The 23176-nt window shown below is 42.5% G+C and carries 23 protein-coding genes and 1 riboswitch; of the genes, 16 read left to right on the forward strand and 7 right to left on the reverse strand.

Going from position 1 to position 23176, the window contains the following annotated elements; genetic code table 11:
- From OOA_RS21300 to purD, 3 genes are all read left to right on the forward strand, one after another.
- Positions 1 to 199, forward strand: a 199-nt coding sequence (locus OOA_RS21300; RefSeq protein WP_008912820.1) for a hypothetical protein, incomplete at its 5' end; no start/stop codon positions are given.
- Positions 200 to 574: 375 nt separating this feature from the next.
- On the forward strand, positions 575 to 2164 hold the full coding sequence (purH, locus tag OOA_RS14060) for a bifunctional phosphoribosylaminoimidazolecarboxamide formyltransferase/IMP cyclohydrolase (RefSeq protein ID WP_008912821.1): 1590 nt from the start codon (positions 575 to 577) through the stop codon (positions 2162 to 2164).
- A 16-nt stretch (positions 2165 to 2180) separates the two neighbouring features.
- Positions 2181 to 3464, forward strand: a complete 1284-nt coding sequence (gene purD / locus OOA_RS14065; protein WP_008912822.1) for a phosphoribosylamine--glycine ligase — start codon at positions 2181 to 2183, stop codon at positions 3462 to 3464.
- Positions 3465 to 3972: 508 nt separating this feature from the next.
- Here purD and OOA_RS14070 read toward each other — a convergent pair.
- The 6 genes from OOA_RS14070 to nudC form a co-directional block, all read right to left on the reverse strand.
- Positions 3973 to 4596 (reverse strand): DUF1481 domain-containing protein, encoded by a 624-nt coding sequence (locus OOA_RS14070; protein ID WP_008912823.1) that lies wholly within the window; start codon positions 4594 to 4596, stop codon positions 3973 to 3975.
- Between the two features lie 89 nt (positions 4597 to 4685).
- Complete coding sequence (locus tag OOA_RS14075; RefSeq protein WP_004924821.1) at positions 4686 to 4958, reverse strand: HU family DNA-binding protein; 273 nt, start codon at positions 4956 to 4958, stop codon at positions 4686 to 4688.
- Between the two features lie 199 nt (positions 4959 to 5157).
- Positions 5158 to 5745, reverse strand: a complete 588-nt coding sequence (locus OOA_RS14080) for a YjaG family protein (RefSeq protein WP_008912824.1) — start codon at positions 5743 to 5745, stop codon at positions 5158 to 5160.
- A gap of 74 nt (positions 5746 to 5819) precedes the next feature.
- Positions 5820 to 6491, reverse strand: coding sequence for a deoxyribonuclease V (gene nfi, locus OOA_RS14085; RefSeq protein WP_008912825.1), 672 nt, complete (start codon positions 6489 to 6491; stop codon positions 5820 to 5822).
- Positions 6492 to 6589: 98 nt separating this feature from the next.
- The gene (gene hemE / locus OOA_RS14090; protein ID WP_008912826.1) at positions 6590 to 7654 is read right to left on the reverse strand and encodes a uroporphyrinogen decarboxylase; all 1065 of its coding nucleotides are present in this window, start codon (positions 7652 to 7654) and stop codon (positions 6590 to 6592) included.
- Between the two features lie 98 nt (positions 7655 to 7752).
- On the reverse strand, positions 7753 to 8550 hold the full coding sequence (gene nudC / locus OOA_RS14095) for an NAD(+) diphosphatase (RefSeq protein WP_008912827.1): 798 nt from the start codon (positions 8548 to 8550) through the stop codon (positions 7753 to 7755).
- Positions 8551 to 9253: 703 nt separating this feature from the next.
- Here nudC and OOA_RS14100 point away from each other — a divergent pair.
- The 13 genes from OOA_RS14100 (at position 9254) to OOA_RS14160 (ending at position 21519) form a co-directional block, all read left to right on the forward strand.
- Positions 9254 to 10306 carry an ABC transporter substrate-binding protein gene (locus tag OOA_RS14100; protein WP_008912828.1) on the forward strand — a complete coding sequence of 351 codons (1053 nt, stop codon included), beginning with the start codon at positions 9254 to 9256 and terminating at the stop codon, positions 10304 to 10306.
- Positions 10307 to 10319: 13 nt separating this feature from the next.
- The gene (locus tag OOA_RS14105; protein ID WP_040691645.1) at positions 10320 to 11162 is read left to right on the forward strand and encodes an alkaline phosphatase family protein; all 843 of its coding nucleotides are present in this window, start codon (positions 10320 to 10322) and stop codon (positions 11160 to 11162) included.
- On the forward strand, positions 11149 to 12054 hold the full coding sequence (locus OOA_RS14110; protein ID WP_008912830.1) for an ABC transporter permease: 906 nt from the start codon (positions 11149 to 11151) through the stop codon (positions 12052 to 12054). The genes OOA_RS14105 and OOA_RS14110 overlap by 14 nt, the downstream gene beginning before the upstream one ends.
- Positions 12041 to 12859, forward strand: a complete 819-nt coding sequence (locus OOA_RS14115) for an ABC transporter permease (RefSeq protein ID WP_008912831.1) — start codon at positions 12041 to 12043, stop codon at positions 12857 to 12859. Before OOA_RS14110 ends, OOA_RS14115 begins: the two co-directional genes overlap by 14 nt.
- Entirely contained in the window at positions 12859 to 13875 is a 1017-nt protein-coding gene (locus OOA_RS14120; protein ID WP_008912832.1) for an ABC transporter ATP-binding protein, read from the forward strand. Before OOA_RS14115 ends, OOA_RS14120 begins: the two co-directional genes overlap by 1 nt.
- 33 nt (positions 13876 to 13908) lie before the next feature.
- Positions 13909 to 14571, forward strand: coding sequence for an HAD family hydrolase (locus tag OOA_RS14125; protein ID WP_008912833.1), 663 nt, complete (start codon positions 13909 to 13911; stop codon positions 14569 to 14571).
- 346 nt (positions 14572 to 14917) lie between these two features.
- A riboswitch (TPP riboswitch) is annotated at positions 14918 to 15031 on the forward strand.
- A 200-nt stretch (positions 15032 to 15231) separates the two neighbouring features.
- Positions 15232 to 17181, forward strand: a complete 1950-nt coding sequence (gene thiC, locus OOA_RS14130; protein ID WP_008912834.1) for a phosphomethylpyrimidine synthase ThiC — start codon at positions 15232 to 15234, stop codon at positions 17179 to 17181.
- Positions 17165 to 17803 (forward strand): thiamine phosphate synthase, encoded by a 639-nt coding sequence (gene thiE, locus OOA_RS14135; RefSeq protein WP_008912835.1) that lies wholly within the window; start codon positions 17165 to 17167, stop codon positions 17801 to 17803. Before thiC ends, thiE begins: the two co-directional genes overlap by 17 nt.
- A 61-nt stretch (positions 17804 to 17864) precedes the next feature.
- Entirely contained in the window at positions 17865 to 18623 is a 759-nt protein-coding gene (locus OOA_RS14140) for a HesA/MoeB/ThiF family protein (protein ID WP_008912836.1), read from the forward strand.
- Positions 18611 to 18811: a sulfur carrier protein ThiS gene (gene thiS, locus OOA_RS14145; protein ID WP_008912837.1), complete on the forward strand. Its 201-nt coding sequence runs from the start codon at positions 18611 to 18613 to the stop codon at positions 18809 to 18811. Before OOA_RS14140 ends, thiS begins: the two co-directional genes overlap by 13 nt.
- A gap of 2 nt (positions 18812 to 18813) precedes the next feature.
- Positions 18814 to 19581, forward strand: a complete 768-nt coding sequence (locus tag OOA_RS14150) for a thiazole synthase (protein WP_008912838.1) — start codon at positions 18814 to 18816, stop codon at positions 19579 to 19581.
- On the forward strand, positions 19581 to 20702 hold the full coding sequence (gene thiH, locus OOA_RS14155) for a 2-iminoacetate synthase ThiH (protein WP_008912839.1): 1122 nt from the start codon (positions 19581 to 19583) through the stop codon (positions 20700 to 20702). Before OOA_RS14150 ends, thiH begins: the two co-directional genes overlap by 1 nt.
- A gap of 163 nt (positions 20703 to 20865) precedes the next feature.
- On the forward strand, positions 20866 to 21519 hold the full coding sequence (locus OOA_RS14160; RefSeq protein WP_040691647.1) for a hypothetical protein: 654 nt from the start codon (positions 20866 to 20868) through the stop codon (positions 21517 to 21519).
- 131 nt (positions 21520 to 21650) lie between these two features.
- Here the strand turns inward: OOA_RS14160 and OOA_RS14165 are convergent, their stop codons facing one another.
- Positions 21651 to 22952 carry a uracil/xanthine transporter gene (locus OOA_RS14165; protein ID WP_008912841.1) on the reverse strand — a complete coding sequence of 434 codons (1302 nt, stop codon included), beginning with the start codon at positions 22950 to 22952 and terminating at the stop codon, positions 21651 to 21653.
- Positions 22953 to 23176: the final 224 nt, after the last annotated feature.

Genomic DNA, 23176 nt, shown 5'->3' on the forward strand with positions numbered 1-23176 from the left:
CCCTTTTTTTATACTTTTTTATTCAACTGCTGCATTCCACAGCAAAAGTGGTGTTTATACAGATTTACCCACAAAGTTATCCACATTCAGAAAAATAATCAAAATATACCGCGCATTACGCAAACGTTTGCGTTACAATTGGCACGAAAATTCATCGTTGATTTTATTTTTATGTTCTGAAATTGTTAGTAGTTTATAGCTATCTATATACAAAAGAGTTCAAGGCACCGCTTAGCGACAAGAGAATAAGCCGCTATAAGCAGCAATAACGATGTGACTAATGCTAATAAGCATAGCCAATAATGTTGTAACTTGAAGTATGACGAGTATATAACCCAGCGTAATTCAAATGGTATGTCGTCAACTAGCTGAGATATCAGCATTAAGATAGATAATTATCTGATGCGAGGTAACTGAACACAGCCAGAACCTATTCCAGATGAAGTATAAAGGGCAGATTGTGATTAACTGATTGCAACAAAAAATAGCTATATCTATATATATAAGAAGAGTTGTTTTGCTCTTTCTACTAACTCTTATAGTTTATTGCTTTCTTATCCAAGGGATCTATCTAATGCAACAGCTTCGTCCTATTCGTCGTGCCCTCCTTAGTGTTTCTGATAAAACAGGTGTTGTTGAATTCGCTAAGGCGCTTTCTCAACGAGGTGTTGAACTACTCTCTACTGGTGGGACCGCAAAATTACTTGCTGACTCGGGCCTAACAGTCACTGAGGTTTCAGATTACACAGGTTTCCCTGAAATGATGGATGGCCGTGTTAAAACACTACACCCTAAAGTTCATGGTGGCATCTTAGGCCGTCGTGGTATAGATGATGCAATTATGCAGGAACACAGCATCCAACCTATCGATATGGTCGTTGTCAATTTATATCCATTTGCACAAACTGTGGCAAAACCTAACTGCACATTAGAAGATGCAGTTGAGAATATTGATATTGGTGGACCAACAATGGTTCGTTCGGCAGCTAAGAACCATAAAGATGTTGCGATTGTAGTAAACAGCGATGATTACGGAAGAGTTATTGAAGAGTTAGACAATCACGATAACTCGCTGAATTGGTCTACGCGTTTTGATCTTGCTATCAAAGCTTTTGAGCATACAGCAGCATACGATAGTATGATTGCAAACTATTTTGGTGAGCTAGTTGCTCCTTATTATGGCGACACGGCCCAACCATCCGGTCGTTTTCCTCGCACCTTGAATTTAAACTTTATAAAAAAACAAGATATGCGCTATGGTGAAAACAGCCACCAAGATGCCGCTTTCTATATAGAAGAAAATCCAAAAGAAGCATCTATTGCGACTGCAACACAGATTCAAGGCAAAGCATTATCCTATAACAACATCGCAGATACTGATGCTGCTCTCGAATGCGTCAAGTCATTTACTGATCCAGCTTGTGTGATTGTAAAGCATGCTAACCCTTGTGGTGTCGCTATTAGTAACAACATTAGTGCAGCTTATGATCGTGCTTTTAAAACTGACCCAACATCTGCCTTTGGTGGAATTATTGCGTTTAACCGCATGTTAGATAAAGCAACTGCTGAAGCTATTATTGAACGCCAATTTGTTGAGGTTATCATTGCGCCATCCGTTGCCAGTGATGCACTCTCTATATTAGCTACCAAACAAAATGTCCGCGTTCTCACTTGTGGAGAATGGGATAAACCTGTAGCAGGATTAGATTTCAAACGTGTAAATGGTGGTTTATTAGTTCAAGACCGTGATTTAGGTATGGTTGAACAGGATGAGCTGCGTGTTGTGACTAAACGTCAACCGACTGAGCGTGAATTTAAAGATGCGTTATTCTGCTGGAAAGTCGCTAAGTTTGTTAAATCTAATGCCATTGTTTATGCCAAAAATGACATGACAGTTGGTATTGGCGCAGGCCAAATGAGCCGTGTGTACTCTGCAAAAATTGCAGGAATTAAAGCTGCTGATGAAGGCTTAGAAGTTGCTGGCTGTGCAATGGCGTCAGATGCATTTTTCCCATTCCGTGATGGTATTGATGCTGCAGCGGCAGTCGGTGTGACTTGCGTTATTCAGCCGGGTGGTTCGATCCGCGATAACGAAATTATTGAGGCTGCCAATGAGCACGGCATCGCCATGATTTTCACTAATATGCGTCATTTCCGCCATTAATTATCAGGAGCATTGCATGAATATTTTAATCATTGGTGGTGGTGGCCGTGAGCACGCTTTAGCATGGAAAGCTGCACAGTCACCGTTAGCTGACAACGTTTATGTTGCGCCAGGCAACGCAGGGACTGCGTTAGAGCCAACCCTTGAGAATGTCGATATTTCCGTAACAGATATTGATGCGTTACTGCAATTTGCAAAAGACAAACAAATCGACCTGACGATTGTGGGTCCTGAAGCACCATTAGTGATTGGTGTTGTTGATGCATTTCAGCAAGCTGGGCTGACTATTTTTGGACCGACTCAAGGTGCTGCACAACTTGAAGGATCAAAAGCTTTCACTAAAGACTTTTTAGCGCGCCATAAAATACCAACAGCGGCTTATCAAAATTTCACTGAAGTCGAGCCAGCATTAGCTTATCTCGATGAAGTTGGAGCTCCTATTGTCATTAAAGCAGATGGATTGGCAGCAGGTAAAGGTGTCATTGTTGCGATGACACTGGCTGAAGCCAAAGATGCGGTACAAGATATGCTTGCAGGTAATGCATTTGGTAATGCTGGGCATCGTATTGTTATTGAAGAGTTTCTGGATGGGGAAGAAGCGAGTTTCATCGTGATGGTAGATGGTGAAAACATCATTCCAATGGCGACAAGCCAAGACCATAAACGTGTTGGTGATGGTGATACGGGTCTTAATACAGGTGGCATGGGTGCATATTCTCCAGCGCCTGTCGTCACTAATGAAGTACATCAACGTGTAATGAAACAGGTTATTTATCCAACCGTTAGCGGGATGGATGCTGAAGGGAATCGCTATCAAGGTTTCCTTTATGCAGGTTTAATGATTGATAAGGCAGGAAACCCTAAAGTTATCGAATTTAACTGTCGATTTGGTGATCCTGAAACCCAACCTATCATGATGCGTTTACAATCCGATTTAGTCGAGTTATGTCTTGCTGGTGCAAAAGGTGAGTTGGCAGGTAAAGATTCATTGTGGGATGAGCGCCCTGCTCTTGGTGTTGTTATCGCTGCAGGAGGTTACCCGGGCGATTATCGTAATGGCGATATTATTTCGGGATTACCAACCGAAGAAGCAGCTGATAGCAAGGTATTTCATGCTGGTACGCAACTGAAAGATGGCGAAGTTATCACTGCCGGCGGCCGAGTACTTTGCGTTACTGCATTAGGTGCTGATATTGCCCAAGCACAAGCTAAAGCTTATGAAGCTGCCAAAAACATTCATTGGAATGATAGCTTCTATCGCAATGACATTGGCTACCGAGCCATTGCTCGCATCAAATAATCTAAAAAAATAATCTGTCATGAGCTGGTAAAAGGATAAACACCTTTGCCAGCTTTTTTATTGCAAAATTTATTTAATTGTTTAGTCGTTTAGTCATTGAGTCATTGAGTCATTGAGTCATTTAGTCATTTAGTCATTTAGTCATTTAGTCATTTAGTCATTTAGTCATTTAGTCATTTAGTCATTTAGTCATTTAGTCATTTAGTTACAAATTTTGCTCTAAGTATTTTGAGGTGTAGCAAGGCGGCAAAATGAGTGAATCCTTAGGAGCATAGTGAACTATGTGACTAAGGTGAGCGAGTGAAGCCAACACAGCTACAACTTAAAAGACGACGAGCAAATCCCTAGGAGCATAGTGAACTATGTGACTAAGGTGAGCGAGTGAAGCCAACACAGTTACAACTTAAAAGACGACGAGCAAATCCCTAGGAGCATAGTGGACTATGTGACTAGGTTAAGTGGCCGCGGCCAACAACGCTGTGGTGCGAAAGACGACGAGCGCTACAAACTATAAACTATCCTTACTAGGTTCCCAGCGGCAAAAATCATTATCCGCCACCATCAACAACTGATTCCCTTCCGAAGACTCCAACCAAGCTATATAAAGCTGCTTATGCCATACCTTAGCTCGGCTTTCTAACCAGTTTTGCGCATAGGGTTCAAACTTGACATCTTTTACATTCCCACTGCACGTTGTCACTTTACCTTGTGACCAGCTACCTTGGTATAGTTGTACGCCACCAGCAATTAGTGCGGTATTCACATCTAGAACACGTTTAGCTTCAAAACGCCAACGCGTTATATCGTCTTGTGTCAGTGCTATTTTTTGATCTTTTTCTACGCGTTGCATAAAGATCACGTCATCGCTTTTATTGAAGCGAAGTTGCTCCATAATCTCTTGTTGACCTGCATTCAATATTTGGCTACGTATCTGCCAAAGCTGGCCTGAACGGTATTCGAAGAAATTAACGGAGGTATCGGTGCCTTTATAAGGACTATAGACGACCATCAGGACTTGGGGATCACTTTTGGCATCATTGAGACGCCACATGCGGATTACACCGTCATCGGCAATAAATCCACTCGCGCTAAATTCAGGAAGATGGGGACGAGAGGAACAGGCGCTGAGCATTGAGATAGCTCCCAATACCAGCAGCCCTTTTCGAATAAACAAAAGGGGTCGTTGAATACCCCTTCTGATGATCCTTGCTTGCAACTTTATTATTTTACTGCTTCTTTCAATGCTTTACCGGCAGAGAAAGCAGGAACGTTAGTTGCTGGGATAGTGATTTCTTCGCGAGTCTGCGGGTTACGACCGGTACGCTCTGCACGGTGGCTGACTTTAAAAGTACCGAAACCGACCAGTTGTACTTGCTCGCCTTTTTTCAGCGTTTCTGAAATAGCATTCAGAGTAGATTCTAATGCTGCTTTTGCCTGTACTTTAGTCAGGTCTGCTGATTCTGCGATAGCATCAACTAATTCAGTCTTGTTCATAAATTATCCTTACACAGTGTGTTTATCGTTTGCAAAGCATCGAGTGCGTCGGATATGCCAAATTGACAGCCCCTGATACACGCCCCGATAGCCACTTCTCTTCTCGACCCTAAATGTAGACTAGTCTAGGGGCAAATGTGAAGCCTTAGTACTCAGCATTACTGCGCCAAGTCACGTTTTCATCGTTGAAAACGTGAAATTAGCTAACGGTAATACCGATATTGCTAACGCCCGCCTCGCGGAGGTCAGACTTTAATCCTTTAATTAACTCTAAATCTCGCTCTTCACAGGCTGCCAGTAAACGGAAAATTTCCCACTGGATATCCCATTCTTCCTCAACAGAGGATAATTCTTTCAGCTCTTGCTCTGACATTTCCTTGCCAGCTTGTGTCATTTCTAACATAGCAACAGTACGGATAGAAGCTTCGCTAACCGCAATAGCATGTTCGAGCGTTTCACCGCTCAGCTTTGAATGAATAGCTTCACCTAAAGCAATGCATGCATCAATGGCAGGATAAACACCATAAATGTCAAAATCATCAGCGGATGGGATGATTTCTTCTAATTTTTCTAACTGATTGTCGAAATTAACTTTGCTATCTTTGATTACTAAGGTCTCCCAAACCAAATCTAGTATGGCTCGGTAAGTTTTTGCATCAGCAGATTCACTTTGTAGGCAGAACATTTGAAAGTTGGGATACATTCTTTCACACAAGCATGCCATAAAAGTGACATGCTGCCAGCTTTCTAGTTTTTCCAACCTCAAATGAATGGGATTTTTTAACATAATTTCTGACTCATCAATCTCAATACTTCGCAGTTTACCTGAAAATCTAACAATGCCACATATTTTGCTGATAATTAGCTGTATTTCTCTCTCATTCGCTCAAAAAGCGTTCGATTTGAAGCTATTCCATCAGCAAAACGAGTTGGTTCAGGTAGCCTATAGCCTTGTAAACATCGCTCAACCCACTTCAATGAGGACTCAAAACTGATTTTATGCCCCGGTGAAATGAACAATGGGTTACACCGTTTTTTACTTCTCAGCACCCATCCTAGTTGTTCTTGATTATGGACAAGTGGCTGAGTGCTGCCCACTTCTTCATCAACTTGAGAGTAGTCACCGTATAATCGACTCTTCGCGACACCAATTGTCGGCACATCGGCCTGTAATCCAAAATGGCAAGCAACGCCAAATCGGCGGGGATGCGCAATGCCTTGCCCGTCAACTAAGACTAAATCAGGTTTTTGATTTAATTGTGACCATGCTGCTATTAATCCAGGAACTTCACGAAATGACAGCAAACCAGGGATATAAGGTAATTCAGTGGGAACTCGCGCGATTTGATACTCAACAAGCTGCAAATCAGGCCATGATAGAACGACAATCACAGCACGAGTCACAGCGCCTTGCTGCTCAAAGCCAACATCTGCTCCACCAATAAAAGCGGGTTGTAGGCCATTGTCGTGCAACACAATATGCTGAGCTTTCTCGGCTTGTTCTTGCCGCAACAGTTGGGTTTCTATTGCCATAATGTGCCCGATGCGAAAATAAGATTAGCAATGAAGAATAAGAAATAACGACGCACAAACCAAAATGCATTCATACGCCGTAACACTAAATCGACCTGTTACTGATGGTATTGGCGTGAGAAACGGTGAACTGCATCAATAAATGCGCCTGCATGCTCAGGTGGAACATCTTGATGGATCCCATGACCTAAGTTAAAGACATGACCATTACCATGACCGAAGCCAGCAAGAATGTTTTGTACTTCCTCTTCAATGCGTGGTATTGGAGCATATAGCATAGAAGGATCCATATTACCTTGCAGCGCAACCTTATCACCAACACGACGGCGTGCATCTGCAATTTCTATCGTCCAGTCTAAACCTAATGCATCACAACCGGTTGCTGCCATCTCTTCCAACCATTGACCGCCACCTTTAGTGAACAAAGTGATAGGGACACGACGCCCCTCATTTTCACGAATTAAGCTATCGATAATTTTGTGCATATAATTGAGAGAGAACTCTAAATAATCACGTTTAGTGAGAACGCCGCCCCAAGAGTCAAAAATCATAATGGATTGCGCGCCAGCACGAATTTGTGCATTCAGATATAAAATGACGCTATCAGCCAGTTTATCAAGTAACAAATGCAGAGCTTTTGGGTCTTCATACATCATTTTTTTAATTTTCGTGAACGCTTTGCTACTTCCGCCTTCGACCATATAGGTTGCCAGCGTCCATGGGCTACCAGAGAAGCCAATCAATGGTATATCACCGTTCAGTGCTTTGCGGATTGCTCTGACAGCATTCATTACATAGCCAAGCTCCATTTCTGGATCAGGGATCGGAATATTTTTGACATCGGCAAGACTGCCAATGGTTTTTTTAAAACGAGGACCTTCACCTGCTTCAAAATAGAGCCCAAGCCCCATAGCATCGGGGATGGTTAAAATATCAGAAAATAAAATTGCGGCGTCTAATGGAAAACGACGTAAAGGTTGAAGGGTCACTTCACATGCTAGCTCTGTATTTTTGCACAGAGACATGAAATCACCAGCCTGAGCACGTGTTGCTTTGTATTCTGGTAGATAACGCCCTGCTTGACGCATCATCCATACAGGGGTGGTATCTACAGGCTGACGTAGCAAAGCACGCAGATAGCGGTCATTCTTCAACTCAGTCATTATTTACTCCATTATAGTTTGTGGCCGCCACAAATGGCTAAGGGGCGCTATTGTAGCATGTTAAAGCGTGCAATATCAGCGCAAGCACAATTTGAGCGCTATCCTAGCGATTGAACGTAATCAACTTCTTGGCGACATAGAGCGACAGTATCTTCAATTAAGCGCCTTGCGATGGTATGGCTCGGTGGAATTATTGGCAAGTCGTTATAGTGATACCATTCCGCACTGACCAATTCATTTGGGTCTGCCTTAATTTCACCACTATCATAATCCGCTAAAAAGCCCGTCATTAGTGAGTGAGGAAACGGCCATGGTTGAGAAGAAACATAACGAATATTACGTACTTTAATATTACTCTCTTCCATGACTTCACGTGCAACGGCTTCTTCTAACGTTTCGCCAACTTCAACAAAACCTGCAAGTACCGTAAAGACTGGATTTTGAGTATGGCGGCGATGCTGAGCCAATAAAATATGTTCACCGCGACGGATCCCAACAATAATGCAAGGCGCAATCTGCGGATAATAGCGTTCATGGCAATGGTCACAAAGGCATGCCCATTCAGTCATACTATGGCGCATTGATGTACCACAATAGCCACAGTAGCGATGTGACCGATAAAATTCAGCTAACTGAACACCACGCCCAGCTAAACGAAATAACCCTTCATCTTGCGAGGCGACAGTACGGGGTGATCCCATATCTGTTGGCATTTTTTCAGCGATCAGCCAAACGACTTCACCTTGCCATTCACCAATTGGTGTTGCTATTTTGCCTGTTAGTGACCAGTCTTTTGCCATTCCTTTCGGGACATCGCCTTGAGGTAGCCATAAACGACCTGCAAAACAAACAAACCACCAGCCTTGTTCTGTTCCTGTTAATGTCACTTTAGTCATTTTCCACATCTTTTATTGATATAAACGAATTCATCTTTCAAGAAAGATACGCTTTTTTTTACAATGTAATCCAATCGTTTTATTTAGTCATTTTTCAGTACGATTTTTGACACTTTTGAGACAGTTTTACAATAAAGCATCACACAAAGTAATTCGAATTACAGCTAATCTCACATCAGCAATGATGATTTAATAAAGCTAAAAAGTGCCATTTTGGCACTTTACGCATTATTTTATTTATAGATTTGAATTTAAAAAGTGGCGAAATACCCTAAATAATTCGAGTTGCAGCTAATTTCACATCAATAACGATGATTTAATCATGCCTAAAAGTGCCATTTTGTCACTTTGCACATTATTTTACTCACAGACTTGAATTAAAAAAGTGGCGAAACACCCTAAATAATTCGAGTTGCAGCTAGGCGACAAACGAAGATATCTCGGGGAGCATACACAAGTATGTGACTCGAGTAGCTGAGTGCAGTCAACAACGCTGCGGCTCGAAGTATGACGGGTAGCGACAAGAGAAGATACCTCTAGGAGCATACACAAGTATGTGACTCGAGTAGCTGAGTGCAGTCAACAACGCTGCGGCTCGAAGTATGACGGGTATTAATAGTGTCATAAATCCTTCAACAGATTGTCACATAAAAAAACTAGCATACTCACTAGCCAACCTGGCTCCTCTATAGTGAGAGATAAAATGAAAGCCATCCTACCCGCAGCTTTAATTTCGCTAACCACCTCTAGTTTCGTTTTTGCCGCAGACACGGATTTAACCAAGCTCATTAATGCCGCTAAAAAAGAAGGGCAAGTTTACAGTGTGGGTATGCCTGATTCATGGGCTAACTGGAAAGGCACGTGGCAAGATTTAGAAAAAGAATATGGTTTAAAGCACCAAGATACTGATATGAGTTCAGCGCAAGAGATTGCGAAATTTGCCGCAGAAAAAAGTAATGCTACTGCTGATATTGGTGATGTGGGTGCCAGTTTTGGTCCAGTCGCCGTGCAAAAAGGTGTGACTCTCCCTTATAAGCCGACAACATGGTCACAAGTGCCTGATTGGGCGAAAGATAAAGATGGTCATTGGGCGCTTGCGTATACTGGCACCATTGCTTTTATGATCAATAATGAGTTAGTTAAAGATGCACCAAAAAGCTGGGATGACCTACTCAAAGGAAAATATAAAGTCACTGTTGGTGATGTCGGTATCGCGGCTCAAGCCAATAACGCTGTCTTAGCAGCTGCATTTGCGCGTGGTGGTAATGAAAATAACTTACAACCCGCGATCGAATTCTTCAGTGAACTGGCTAAACAAAAACGCCTATCTGTAAACAATCCAACGGTTGCCAATATTGAAAAAGGCGAAGTTGAGGTTGGTATTCTTTGGGATTTCAACGCATTAAATTATCGTGACCAAATCAATCGTGACCGTTTTACGGTCATCATCCCCTCTGATGGTTCGGTGATTTCTGGCTATACCACCATCATTAATAAATATGCGAAAAACCCAAATGCCGCAAAACTTGCTCGTGAATTTATCTTCAGTGACAAAGGTCAAATCAACCTTGCCGAAGGTTATGCACGACCAATTCGTGCCCAGCACATCACGTTGCCGGACGATATTAAAGCCAAGCTGCTTCCTGATGAGCAATATAAAAATGTTCATCCGATTAAAGATGTTGAAGGTTGGGAAAAATCATCTCGTACTTTGCCAAAAATCTGGCAACAACAAGTATTAACTCACCAGCAGTAATTAGGAATTAGGAATGACAAGCCTCAGGTCTAACAGCGTTATCCTTGTGGTACTAGACGGCTTGAACTATTCGGTGGCCCATCATTGTATGGGCTATCTCAATGGTCTCATTGAAGCTGACTGTGCAACACTTTATAAAATGGAATGTGAACTTCCATCAATGTCACGCCCGCTATATGAATGTATCTTAACGGGGATCCCACCGGTTCAAAGCGGGATCGTCAACAACGACGTTATTCGCCTTTCCCACTTTGACAGTATTTTTTCACTCGCTCGACTCGCAGGAAAAACAACTGCCGCTGCCGCTTACTACTGGGTAAGTGAGTTATATAACCGCGCGCCATTCGTTGCTACTCGAGACCGTTTCACCAATGATAAACAGCTGTCTATTCAACATGGTTGCTTCTATCACGCCGATCACTACCCTGATGACCACTTATTTGTTGATGCTGAATATCTTCGTACCCAATACTCGCCTGATTTTTTACTCATCCACCCAATGAACATTGATGATACTGGTCATAAATTTGGTTTAGATTCGCCACAATACCGCAATGCGGCACGTAAAACCGATATTATTTTATCGAATTACCTACCTCTATGGATTGAACAAGGTTATCAAATCATCGTCACCAGTGACCATGGAATGAATAACGATCATAGTCATGGCGGCATACTTCTTGAAGAACGCACTGTTCCCCTGTTTGTTATTGGCGATAAATTTTCGCATCAAGCGCAATGCACTGTTGAACAAACGACACTTTGTGGAACGATTTGCGCCTTACTTGGCATTGATTACACCGATAAAAAAATCTGCCACGAGCTACTGTCAGGAGTCACTAATGGCCGACGTTAGCATACCTTGTGAACAAGCAAGCCACCAGCAAGGGAAAATAAATATGTTCAAAAAATATTTTTCTCGTTTTCACTGGCGAGCTGCATTGTTAACTGTGCCGTTTATTGCTTTATTTTGTCTGTTCCAAATTGCGCCGATGATTTGGGTATTGATCAACAGTTTCATCTATGAAGATACTTGGTCGATTGCCAATTATCTTGATATTTTCACCAATGATTTTTACCTGCAATCCTTTAAAAATACGCTTTGGCTATCAATGATTTGTAGCGTGATTGGCTTACTGGTTTCTGCCGTGACTGCATTTTCAATTTACAAAATGCAGGGAAAAATACGCAGCATGATGATTTCATTCACGACGATGGCAAGCAACTTTAGCGGTGTACCACTCGCCTTTGCTTTTATTATTATTCTTGGTTTTAACGGCGCCATTACCTTACAGCTTAAGGCATGGGGTCTTATTGAAGACTTCAATATATACAGTGCTAGTGGTTTGATGGTGTTATATATCTACTTTCAAATACCGCTTGGGATCTTACTGCTTTATCCCGCATTTGATGCGTTAAAACCTGAATGGGAAGATGCCGCGAAAACAATGGGAGCAAGTAAATTCGCCTATTGGTGCAAAGTGGGTATTCCTGTCATTTCGCCCGCTTTGCTGGGTACGTTTATTATTTTAGTTGCTAATGCAGTAGGCGCTTATGCCAGTACTTATGCACTCACCAGTGGGAACTATAACCTTGTCACTATTCGTATCGCTAGCCTAGTTTCTGGCGATCTGTATTTAGAACCCAATATGGCCGCTGCTTTATCTGTGTTGCTTATTGCAATTCTCGGATTTATCACTGCCATTCATCATTGGTTGTTAAAACGGAGCTACCATGCCAAGTCATAGTCTCACAACCAAAACGCATCACTCCTCAGGACTATGGCTGCATAAACTCATTCTTATCAGTGTGGCTAGCGTGCTTGCACTGCCGATTGTGGCAACGTTTATTTACTCGATTGCAACCCAATGGGGTGCCACCGTATTACCGGATGCCATGACATTCAAATGGTATCTACAGCTATGGCAAGATCCGCGCTTTCTATTGGCGTTTGGACGTTCGCTGATTATCTGCTTTGGCACATTATTAATCAGTGCTCTGGTGATCTTGCCGATGACATTTGCTGTCTTTTATCGTTTTCCAAAACTGAAGGGAATAATGGATTTACTGATTATTCTGCCCTTTGCTATTCCACCCGTGGTGTCATCAGTCGGCCTATTGCAAATCTTTGCTGATGAGCCATTTATGTTAGTTGGAACGCCTTGGATCCTCATCGGTACTTATTTCACCATCACCCTGCCCTTTATGTATCGTGCACTCGCTAACAGCTTTCAAGGAATTAACTTACATGACTTGATGGATGCCGCACATCTGCTCGGTGCCAGTACTTTTAAGGCATTTTTACTGATTATTCTGCCCAATATCCGTAAAGGGCTATTGGTTTCACTCCTGATTTCATTTTCATTTTTGATGGGAGAATTTGTTTTCGCCAATATTTTGGTCGGGACACGTTATGAAACCCTACAAATCTATCTATTTAATATGCGTCAAACCAGTGGCCACTTCACTTCTGCGTTAGTGATGTCTTATTTCTTATTCACATTGCTACTCACATGGCTTGCCACGCGTATGAGTCGTTCTGGAGATGAATAATGAGTTATGTAATTGCTGAAAATCTGAGTAAATCGTTCGGACAAAATCAAGTCTTCTCGGATATCCAATTTACCATTGAAAAAGGTGAATTTATTACCTTGTTAGGCCCCAGTGGCTGTGGAAAATCAACACTGCTACGTTGTATTGCAGGTCTTGAACAACCAGATAATGGCGAGCTGTACATCGACCGCAAGAACATTACTCATCAAGCTGCCCAGCAGCGTGGTGTTGGCATGGTATTTCAGAGTTATGCTTTGTTTCCCAATATGACGGTAGAAGACAACATTGGTTTTGGTTTGAAAATACGCAAAGCTGACAGCATTGAAAGAAAAAAAGCAGTCGCCGATGTGATTGAAATGGTTGAATTACAAGGTAAAGAAAATCAATTTCCGCATCAGCTTTCAGGAGGCCAACGCCAACGTGTTGCGCTAGCTCGCGCCCTTGTCATGAAGCCACAAATATTACTGTTAGATGAGCCATTATCCGCGTTGGATGCACGGATCCGCAAACACCTTCGCCAACAAATTCGTCATATTCAACGTGAACTTAAGCTCACCACTATTTTTGTTACCCATGATCAAGATGAAGCCATGATCATGTCAGATCGCATCTTTTTAATGAATAAAGGTGCGATTATCCAGAGCGATACCGCAGAAAATATCTATACCCAGCCCGCCAGTGAGTTTGTAGCGCGCTTTATGGGGAACTATAACCTTGTCGAAGCCGATAGAGCCAATGCATTACTGGGAATTAACTTACAAGGCACTCTGGCTATCCGCCCTGAATCTATTTATGTCAAAGAAGCAGGCCGCCATTATGGCGATCACATTTCTCATCCTGTTGATGCCATCATTCTTGACCACCAGCTATTAGGGAATATCATTCGTTATTCAGTCAATACGCCGGCGGGTACGATGACGGTTGATTTACTCAATCGTTCGTCTGAGCGTTTATTTGAACCTGGCACTCGCCTTGAATTGATGTTTAATAAGAATGAAATTCGTGCACTCAGTTAGTTACCGAGTCGCTAATCAAAATAAAGGAATACGATGCGCAATCAACTGGCCATTTTTGATTTAGATGACACGCTGATCCAAGGGGATAGTAGCGTGCTGTGGACTCAATATTTATGGGATAAAAAGATCATCACCGACCCACGCTTTGTCGAGGCGGATGAAGCGATGATGGCACAATATAATACGGGTTCGCTTGATATGACGACTTACTTACGCTTTAACCTGCAAACCTTGGCAGGTATTGGTATTGATCAAGTTAATACATGGTTGGATGACTTTGTGGACACTATCATCATGCCACGCATTTATCCTGAAGGGATCCGTACAATCCAGCACTACCAAGAAGAGAAGATCCCGATCATTGTGATCTCCGCGACCGTCTCGTTTATTGTACAAAAAATTGCAGAGCGGCTCGGCGCAGATGTCATTATGGGGATCGATATAAAGCAGCAAAATGGCTGTTACACTTCGGAAATAGAGGGTATCCCCACCTTCAAAGAAGGCAAAGTAAAACGTCTGATGCATTGGATTAGTCACCAACCTATCACCGATGCTTACATTTATTTTTATACTGACTCTGCCAATGATCTGCCTATGTGCCAATTTGCAGACGAGGTGTTTATTGTTAATGGAGACGAACGCCTTCGCCAAGCCGCCATAGAAAATCACTGGCGACAGTATCAATGGAACCTGTAACGATTTTTGTATATTTATGTTTTAACAACTTGTTTTGTTAATAATTTCTCTGGCGAATTCAACCCGACATTCCTATAAATGTCCTCTAAATTATTCAAGCTAGAAGAAGGCGGCCAGTTAAGATATCCCGATGAGCATACATAAGTATGTGATTCGGGTGGCTTAACGCAGCCAACGCACTTATCGCTTGAAGAATGACGAGGAAAAGCGGCAAATTAAGATATCCCAAGCAGCATACATAAGTATGTGATTCGGGTGGCTTAACGCAGCCAACGCACTTATCGCTTGAAGAATGACGAGGATGACGAGGAAACACTTGAGAATAACAAAAAGACAACTATACTAACCCCTCTTGTCGGAGTGCCGAGTATGTAAAAACATACCGGCTGAGACCGTTAATTCGGGATCCGCGGAACCTGATCGGGTTAATACCTGCGAAGGGAACAAGAGTAATCATTCAGCGTAACAATTTTCGTTATTTATCGTTTCTCATTCAGAGCTTGATGAAAAAACCAGCAGCATGATGAGATTCACACAATAACAAAATCAAAACGCAGCGCCTTACCATTACTCCATCCGAACTCTAGACAAGCAACTTTCTTACGATAAATCTGCTATACGCCTATGCGTAATAGCCCGTGACAATGTCAGGAAATTGCTATGTCCCAAAAAACCGTTATTCCAACAACCGATGTTTCTCCAAAAGCTGCACCTGCACGTAGCCGTAAGGCACAACGCGATGCCGCAGAAGACTTTATCAACACTGTCTCCGGTGTCTCATTCCCCAACTCACAACGCATCTACTTGGCTGGTTCAAGAGACGATATCCAAGTCCCCATGCGAGAAATTCAGCTCGCTCAAACACTGATTGGTGGGGATAAAGACAACCCTCGGTTTGAAGATAATGAGCCAGTTCCGGTTTATGATACCTCAGGCGCATACGGCGACCCAACTTCGCAATTAAACGTGCACAAAGGACTCAATAAAATCCGCGCTGGCTGGATCAGTGAACGCAATGATACCACCCAAGTCGATAACCTCAGCTCGGACTTCACACAACAGCGATTAGCCGATGCTGGACTCGATCACTTACGCTTTAACAACCGCCCACATCCTTTAAAGGCGGCTGTTGGTCAATGTGTGACGCAATTGCATTATGCTCGACAAGGTATCGTTACGCCTGAGATGGAGTTTATTGCGATCCGCGAAAACATGGGGCGTGAGCGGATCCGCGGTGAAGTGTTATTGCAACAGCACCCAGGGCAAGCCTTTGGCGCTAATCTACCCGAAAATATTACGCCTGAATTTGTTCGTCAAGAAGTTGCGGCTGGGCGCGCGATTATCCCTGCAAACATCAACCATCCTGAATCTGAACCAATGATTATTGGTCGTAACTTCTTAGTGAAGGTCAACGCCAATATCGGTAATTCATCTGTCACCTCCTCGATTGAAGAAGAAGTTGAAAAACTGATTTGGTCTACTCGCTGGGGCGCAGATACCGTAATGGACTTATCAACTGGCCGCTATATCCATGAAACCCGCGAATGGATCCTACGTAATAGCCCAGTGCCAATCGGTACGGTTCCTATTTACCAAGCGCTCGAAAAAGTCAACGGTGTTGCCGAAAATCTAACGTGGGAAATGTTCCGTGATACGCTACTAGAGCAAGCAGAACAAGGCGTTGATTACTTTACGATTCATGCGGGTGTCCTGCTGCGCTATGTACCAATGACCGCAAAACGCCTGACAGGTATTGTCTCCCGTGGTGGCTCAATCATGGCAAAATGGTGCTTATCACACCATCAAGAAAACTTCCTATATGAGCATTTCCGTGAAATTTGTGAAATCTGTGCCGCTTATGATGTCTCGCTTTCATTAGGTGATGGGTTGCGCCCCGGTTCGATTCAAGATGCCAATGATGAAGCCCAATTTGCTGAACTGCATACCTTAGGTGAACTGACAAAAATAGCGTGGGAATATGATGTACAAGTGATGATTGAAGGTCCGGGTCATGTTCCTATGCAAATGATCCGCCGTAATATGACCGAAGAATTAGAACATTGTCATGAAGCGCCATTCTATACACTAGGCCCTCTAACCACCGATATCGCACCGGGTTACGACCATTTTACCTCAGGTATTGGTGCTGCAATGATTGGCTGGTTTGGTTGCGCGATGCTGTGTTACGTCACACCGAAAGAGCATCTTGGTTTGCCTAATAAAGAAGATGTTAAACAAGGGTTGATTACCTACAAAATTGCTGCGCATGCTGCTGATCTTGCAAAAGGACATCCCGGCGCTCAAATTCGCGATAACGCAATGTCAAAAGCGCGCTTTGAATTCCGCTGGGAAGACCAATTCAACCTTGCATTAGATCCTGATACTGCGCGTGCATATCATGATGAAACCTTGCCACAAGCATCCGGTAAAATTGCCCATTTTTGTTCAATGTGTGGCCCTAAATTCTGTTCCATGAAAATTTCACAAGAAGTTCGAGACTACGCCGCCAAAAAAGAGGCGGGTATGGAGCAAATGTCAGAAACATTTCGTGCGAGTGGCGGTGAGTTGTATCACAGTGCAGAGAGGGTTGCTGATGAAAAAATTGCCTGATACTCCCTTTGCCCCAACAGAAAAGCAGCTTGGTCTCTATCCAGTTGTTGATTCAGTTGAATGGATTGAACGCCTGCTAAATGCAGGTGTGACCACTATCCAGCTACGCATTAAAGATAAACCTGATACTGAAGTGCGTGATGATATCCAGCAAGCAATCGCGCTGGGCAAACAACACAATGCTCGATTGTTTATCAATGATTACTGGCGACTCGCTGTAGAGTTCGGAGCTTATGGCGTTCACCTTGGGCAAGAAGATCTCGAAACCACTGACCTGTTAGCCATTCATCAAGCAGGATTACGTTTGGGTCTTTCCACTCATGATGAACAAGAACTTGCGATTGCTAAATCGGTGCGCCCTTCTTATATCGCTATGGGGCATATTTTCCCCACCGAAACCAAAGAAATGCCGTCATCTCCTCAAGGGATAGAAACGCTGAAATCGATGGTTGAGGCCACCCCGGACTACCCAACAGTGGCTATCGGAGGGATCTCTATTGATAAAATCCCTGCGGTACTCGCCACGGGAGTCGGCAGTGTTGCATTGGTTAGTGCTATCACCAAAGCCGATGATTGGTTGGAGGCGACAAAAACACTTTTGCGTCTTGTGGAAAATCACTGATTACCTGAATGATACTGGCCTGTGCTTTGTCGTACAGGTCAGTAAATTCGAGGAGTTTATCATGTTAAACGATCACGAATTTATGCGTTACAGCCGCCAGCTAATGCTTGAAGATATCGGTCCCGAAGGGCAAATAAAATTGAAAGCGAGCAAAGTATTGATTGTTGGCCTTGGCGGATTAGGTTCTCCAGCTTCACTCTATTTAACCGCAGCCGGGGTCGGTGAACTTTGGCTTGCCGATCACGATGAACTGCATATCTCTAATCTGCAACGGCAAGTTTTATATGGAACTGCCGATATTCCACAATCCAAAGCAAAACTTGCGGCAAAACATCTTAAAAACCTTAACCCCTTAATCAAAACTCATGTTTTACAGCAGAAACTAGATGCACAAACGTTACTTCCACTCGTCAGTCAGGTCGATTTAGTGCTTGATTGCTGTGACAACATGGCAACTCGTCATGCAGTCAATGCGGCTTGTGTAATAGCGAATAAAACACTCATTAGCGGTAGTGCTGTTGGATTTGGTGGGCAATTGATGGTAATCGAACCGCCATTTAACCACGGCTGCTATGCCTGCCTATACCCTGAGAAAGAAGAGCCACAGCGCAATTGCCGAACCGCAGGTGTCTTAGGCCCTGTTGTCGGCGTGATAGGGACATTACAAGCATTAGAAGCAATCAAATTGTTAGTTGGATTGCCCTCATCACTGAGTGGAAAACTGCGTTTGTTTGATGGGAAACAACAGCAATGGAACACATTGCAGCTGACCCCCTCCGTTCAATGCCCAATCTGCCGAGAGGAAACATGCGCCTTATAATTAACGATCAACCCATGGAATTCGCCGAACCATTAACCGTGACGCAATTATTTGCCAGTCTCGATCGCAAAACTGCGGGCACAGCATTGGCAATCAATCAGGTCATTATTCCTCGTCATCAATGGGATTCACATTTAGTGAATGATCAAGACAACATCTTGTTATTCCAAGCTATCGCAGGGGGTTAATTATGTTAAAAATTGCAAATGTGACTTTTCAATCGCGCCTTTTTACCGGCACGGGAAAATTTGCTAATTCCTCATTAATGCAAGACGCTATTACTGCATCAGGAAGCCAACTTGTCACGATGGCAATGAAACGAATTGATTTGCGTGGTAATGACGACGGTATTCTGAAACCACTGCAAGATCTTGGTGTGAAATTACTTCCAAATACTTCCGGAGCGAAAAATGCACAAGAAGCCATTTTCGCTGCACACCTTGCCCGTGAGGCATTAGGCACTAATTGGATTAAATTAGAAATTCATCCCGATGTAAAATATTTACTGCCCGATCCGATTGAAACTCTACTTGCCGCTGAACAGCTGGTCAAAGAAGGATTTGTGGTATTGCCTTATTGTAGTGCAGATCCTGTTTTATGCCGTCGCCTCGAAGAAGTCGGTTGTGCAGCCGTTATGCCTCTCGGCGCACCTATTGGTACTAATAAAGGATTGGCAACCAAAGAAATGTTGCGGATCATTATCGAACAAGCAACCGTTCCGGTGGTTGTTGATGCGGGTATTGGCGCGCCAAGCCACGCCATCGAAGCAATTGAAATGGGTGCTGATGCGGTACTGGTCAACACCGCGATAGCCGTTGCGAAAAACCCTGTTTTAATGGCAAAAGCGTTTAAATTAGCACTTGAAGCAGCTGAACTAGGGCGTTTAGCTGGCTTAGCCGCACCTAAACAGCATGCTGAAGCATCTAGTCCATTAACAGAATTTTTGGGAGCTTTGTAATGAATACCAGCTTCCGTCAACGCTGGCAACAACTTGACTGGGATGACCTGACATTACGAATTAACGCTAAAACAACTCGCGATGTTCAACATGCTCTCGCCAGTGATACCTTAACCTTAGACGATTTTATGGCACTGCTTTCACCCGCAGCTCGCCCTTTTATTGAACCTATGGCGCAAAAGGCACAAAAACTAACACGACAACGTTTTGGGAATACTGTGGGTTTCTATGTTCCACTGTATCTCTCAAATTTGTGTGCGAATGATTGCACTTATTGTGGTTTTTCCATGAGTAATCGAATCAAACGTAAAACACTCAATGAAACTGAAATAATCAATGAATGTGAAACGATCCGTAAAATTGGTTTTGATAGCTTGTTACTTGTCACTGGTGAACATCAAACCAAAGTGGGTATGGATTATTTTCGCCAACACATCCCGACAATACGCCGTTATTTCAGTTCACTGATGATGGAAGTCCAGCCATTAGCGACTGAAGAATATGCTGAACTCAAAACACTGGGTCTTGATGGTGTGATGGTTTATCAAGAAACCTATCATGAACCCGCTTATCAACTCCATCATCTAAAAGGTAAAAAGCAAGATTTTCACTGGCGATTGGATACGCCAGATCGCTTAGGGCAAGCCGGAGTGGATAAAATTGGCCTTGGGGCACTGATTGGTTTATCTAACAGTTGGAGAACTGACTGCTATATGGTAGCAGAGCATTTGATTTATCTGCAAAAACATTATTGGCAGAGCCGCTATTCTATCTCTTTTCCACGTTTACGCCCCTGCGCGGGTGGCATTGAACCCGCATCAATTATGAATGAAGCAGAATTAGTGCAATTGATTTGCGCTTTCCGCTTGCTAGCACCTGACGTTGAATTATCACTTTCAACGCGAGAATCACCTTATTTTCGTGACCATGTTGTCCCCCTCGCTATCAACAATGTCAGTGCAGGATCTAAAACTCAACCGGGTGGCTATGCTGATGACCATGCTGAATTAGAACAGTTTGCGCCACATGACAATCGCAGTGCTGCACAAGTCGCCGAAGCGCTGACTAAAGCCGGATTACAACCTGTTTGGAAGGATTGGGATGGCTATTTAGGTCGTTAAATTGTGTTATTAACTTCAAGGACGAAGTTAATCCGCAAAATAATCTTTATAGGTAACAAATACTCTCCATTTTATAACATCATAAATATCCCTTATTTGACTACATTCTCATTGTATTTATTACGGTATACTCAATTTCTTTTTTGCAAAAGTGAGCATCACTTTGATAATACAAAAATGGGGTTATTCGCTCACCATTATATTCTTGAGCCTGCTTATCAGCTCATGTGCGAATGTCCGCTGGAAACACCCAACGCCTTCGACTGAGATAGCCAAATTAATGATGACGGAGATCCAAGGTGCGAAAGATATTGATGGGCAAGTTTTTCCAATAGAAGAAACGTTAACACGCTTACAAAAGCAAAATGAAACCAAAGGCACTCGCCCTTTCCAAGTCGTATTAATTGGAAAAAATAATGAATTAATGCTTGAGGGCTATAGCGAATACCTTAACTCTATTGGATTATTGACAGAAAGGGACTTTGCTCGTTTTTCCATTCCCAATAAAGAGAATATTCAAGGATATTATTATTCGTATCGCGGCACGATGACAACGATACGCTATAGTACTCCTCATATGGTCATCAACTCTGGCTCAAAAGATAGCTTAGTGCTCTATACCAAACCAATCACTAAGTATCAGATTACGATGATTTATCAAGATGGCTCTAAATATCTGTTTAATTATAATTCCGCATCGATATCTCGGGGCATTTTAGGTTTTTCAAAATCTTATAGCAATTCATTCAATGGCCGTTTTTATGTTTCAACCGATTATAAGACAGGACAATACGAACTTTCCTCGCCCATGGATTGAGTCATCGTTAATCAATAAATTAGTTTTAATTATTATTCTAATAAAGGCTTAGAGCTCAAGAAACAGAAAATACTTGTTATATGACCTATAGCCTCATTACACAATCGTGTAATGAGGCTATCAAAGGCTCTTTAATGAATATTATCCCACTTAATGGTATTTTCTAATATTAATGACAAGATAATTCCCATTAATAAACCATTACCCAATAAAGAACTAAACATTATCGGTAATGAATTGATAACGGCAGCGGGTGCCGACATTAAAAATATGCCAATAAATAACGGTAATGCTAAACGATAAATATTTCGTGCATTGAGCTTTATTTCTGCAAGAAACGAAAAAGATGAAAATAACAGCGGTAAATAAGTAGCTAACATCACCGCACTACCAATCGCAAGGGGTAGTGAACGGAAGAACTGCGTCAAAATAGCGATCCCGCCAACCAGTAATAGTAACAAGCTCCCTATTGTAAAAGAGACTCGCGAGGTATCTTTAGTCTGCGTGATTAACCCAATAGAAGAAACAAAAGGTGAAAAAGGCACGACACCTAAGGGAGCGGCAAATAAAGTTAGAACACCCGAGGTGACAAAACTGCGACGATAAATCGATTTTGTGCGCTGACTTGATTGATAAAAAACATCACTACCACGGATAGCGCCAAAGGTATTCGAGGTATTTAAAATACCCGCAAAGATCGCTGTTACAATAATACTCATTTGAATATCGTCGGCATGCCCTAATGGAAGGATCTGCCATTTAGCTTCTAACACCTCTGAGATATGGCTACCAAATAAAACGCTATAAACAACCCATCCAACAATAGTTCCGCATAAAAGTGCATATTTACTGATGCTCGACGGTAAAAAGACAATCATGCCAATGACTAAAACCAGTACTGCGAATGCTAAGAAGAAGACTGGATAATTTACGGTTGTTGTTGCACTTGTGATGCCAAAAGGGAGCCCTAGCATACCTTTAAGAAAGATCGAAACTAGCTGAGCACCTAGCAAGAACATGAAGACGACCAAGACTCCTGGCTTAAATAGCCCTGCCAGCCAACTTCCTGCTCCCGTTATTCCTATCAAAATAGTGACGATACCCGAAAGAAAAATTCCGACCGCAAGGCTCCAACCGATAGTGGCCAATGGCGTTCCCTGCGTAGACTCTGATAAGGTCACTGTTAATATTGTTGCCCACCATAATCCTGTAGAGCCTTCCATTAATGAACGTTTATGACCTAAAAAAGCTTGGATTAAACAAGCTAATGCAATAAGCAAAAAAGAGTATTGTGTAACAACAAAAGTTGTTTCGGCAGATAAATGGAAAGCAGATTGAAGCGTTGGCGGGATCACCACCGTGTTACAAAAAATAAAGAAAAACCATTGAAACCCTGAAATAAGACTATTTTTATCGATACTATTATTTTTCACTACCTATCTCCGGTATTTAATTTCTCATAGTTTACAAACTTATTAATAAAACAATAGCATTTTAATTAAATGTAAGATGGTTATATTTAAATGAATATCGTTTTAATTATTGGTAAATAACGGTTTAATTTAACAATTAAATTAGGCTCAACATAATTCGAATTACAGGAATTTAATTAATTTTCAGAATGCGTTATTGCTTATTGTCTCTACACTTCTTATCA

Source organism: Providencia burhodogranariea DSM 19968 (assembly GCF_000314855.2).
GTDB lineage: Bacteria > Pseudomonadota > Gammaproteobacteria > Enterobacterales > Enterobacteriaceae > Providencia > Providencia burhodogranariea.

Bases quoted from the DNA above. Each gene is read 5' to 3' on its own strand.
- OOA_RS14100 (WP_008912828.1), top strand. From the start codon at position 9,254: ATGAAAGCCATCCTACCCGCAGCTTTAATTTCGCTAACCACCTCTAGT.
- OOA_RS14105 (WP_040691645.1), top strand. From the start codon at position 10,320: ATGACAAGCCTCAGGTCTAACAGCGTTATCCTTGTGGTACTAGACGGC.
- purH (WP_008912821.1), top strand. From the start codon at position 575: ATGCAACAGCTTCGTCCTATTCGTCGTGCCCTCCTTAGTGTTTCTGAT.
- thiE (WP_008912835.1), top strand. From the start codon at position 17,165: ATGAAAAAATTGCCTGATACTCCCTTTGCCCCAACAGAAAAGCAGCTT.
- OOA_RS14140 (WP_008912836.1), top strand. From the start codon at position 17,865: ATGTTAAACGATCACGAATTTATGCGTTACAGCCGCCAGCTAATGCTT.
- hemE (WP_008912826.1), bottom strand. From the start codon at position 7,654: ATGACTGAGTTGAAGAATGACCGCTATCTGCGTGCTTTGCTACGTCAG.
- thiH (WP_008912839.1), top strand. From the start codon at position 19,581: ATGAATACCAGCTTCCGTCAACGCTGGCAACAACTTGACTGGGATGAC.
- OOA_RS14075 (WP_004924821.1), bottom strand. From the start codon at position 4,958: ATGAACAAGACTGAATTAGTTGATGCTATCGCAGAATCAGCAGACCTG.
- thiC (WP_008912834.1), top strand. From the start codon at position 15,232: ATGTCCCAAAAAACCGTTATTCCAACAACCGATGTTTCTCCAAAAGCT.
- thiS (WP_008912837.1), top strand. From the start codon at position 18,611: ATGCGCCTTATAATTAACGATCAACCCATGGAATTCGCCGAACCATTA.
- nudC (WP_008912827.1), bottom strand. From the start codon at position 8,550: ATGACTAAAGTGACATTAACAGGAACAGAACAAGGCTGGTGGTTTGTT.
- nfi (WP_008912825.1), bottom strand. From the start codon at position 6,491: ATGGCAATAGAAACCCAACTGTTGCGGCAAGAACAAGCCGAGAAAGCT.
- OOA_RS14115 (WP_008912831.1), top strand. From the start codon at position 12,041: ATGCCAAGTCATAGTCTCACAACCAAAACGCATCACTCCTCAGGACTA.
- OOA_RS14080 (WP_008912824.1), bottom strand. From the start codon at position 5,745: ATGTTAAAAAATCCCATTCATTTGAGGTTGGAAAAACTAGAAAGCTGG.
- purD (WP_008912822.1), top strand. From the start codon at position 2,181: ATGAATATTTTAATCATTGGTGGTGGTGGCCGTGAGCACGCTTTAGCA.
- OOA_RS14070 (WP_008912823.1), bottom strand. From the start codon at position 4,596: ATGCTCAGCGCCTGTTCCTCTCGTCCCCATCTTCCTGAATTTAGCGCG.
- OOA_RS14150 (WP_008912838.1), top strand. From the start codon at position 18,814: ATGTTAAAAATTGCAAATGTGACTTTTCAATCGCGCCTTTTTACCGGC.
- OOA_RS14110 (WP_008912830.1), top strand. From the start codon at position 11,149: ATGGCCGACGTTAGCATACCTTGTGAACAAGCAAGCCACCAGCAAGGG.
- OOA_RS14125 (WP_008912833.1), top strand. From the start codon at position 13,909: ATGCGCAATCAACTGGCCATTTTTGATTTAGATGACACGCTGATCCAA.
- OOA_RS14120 (WP_008912832.1), top strand. From the start codon at position 12,859: ATGAGTTATGTAATTGCTGAAAATCTGAGTAAATCGTTCGGACAAAAT.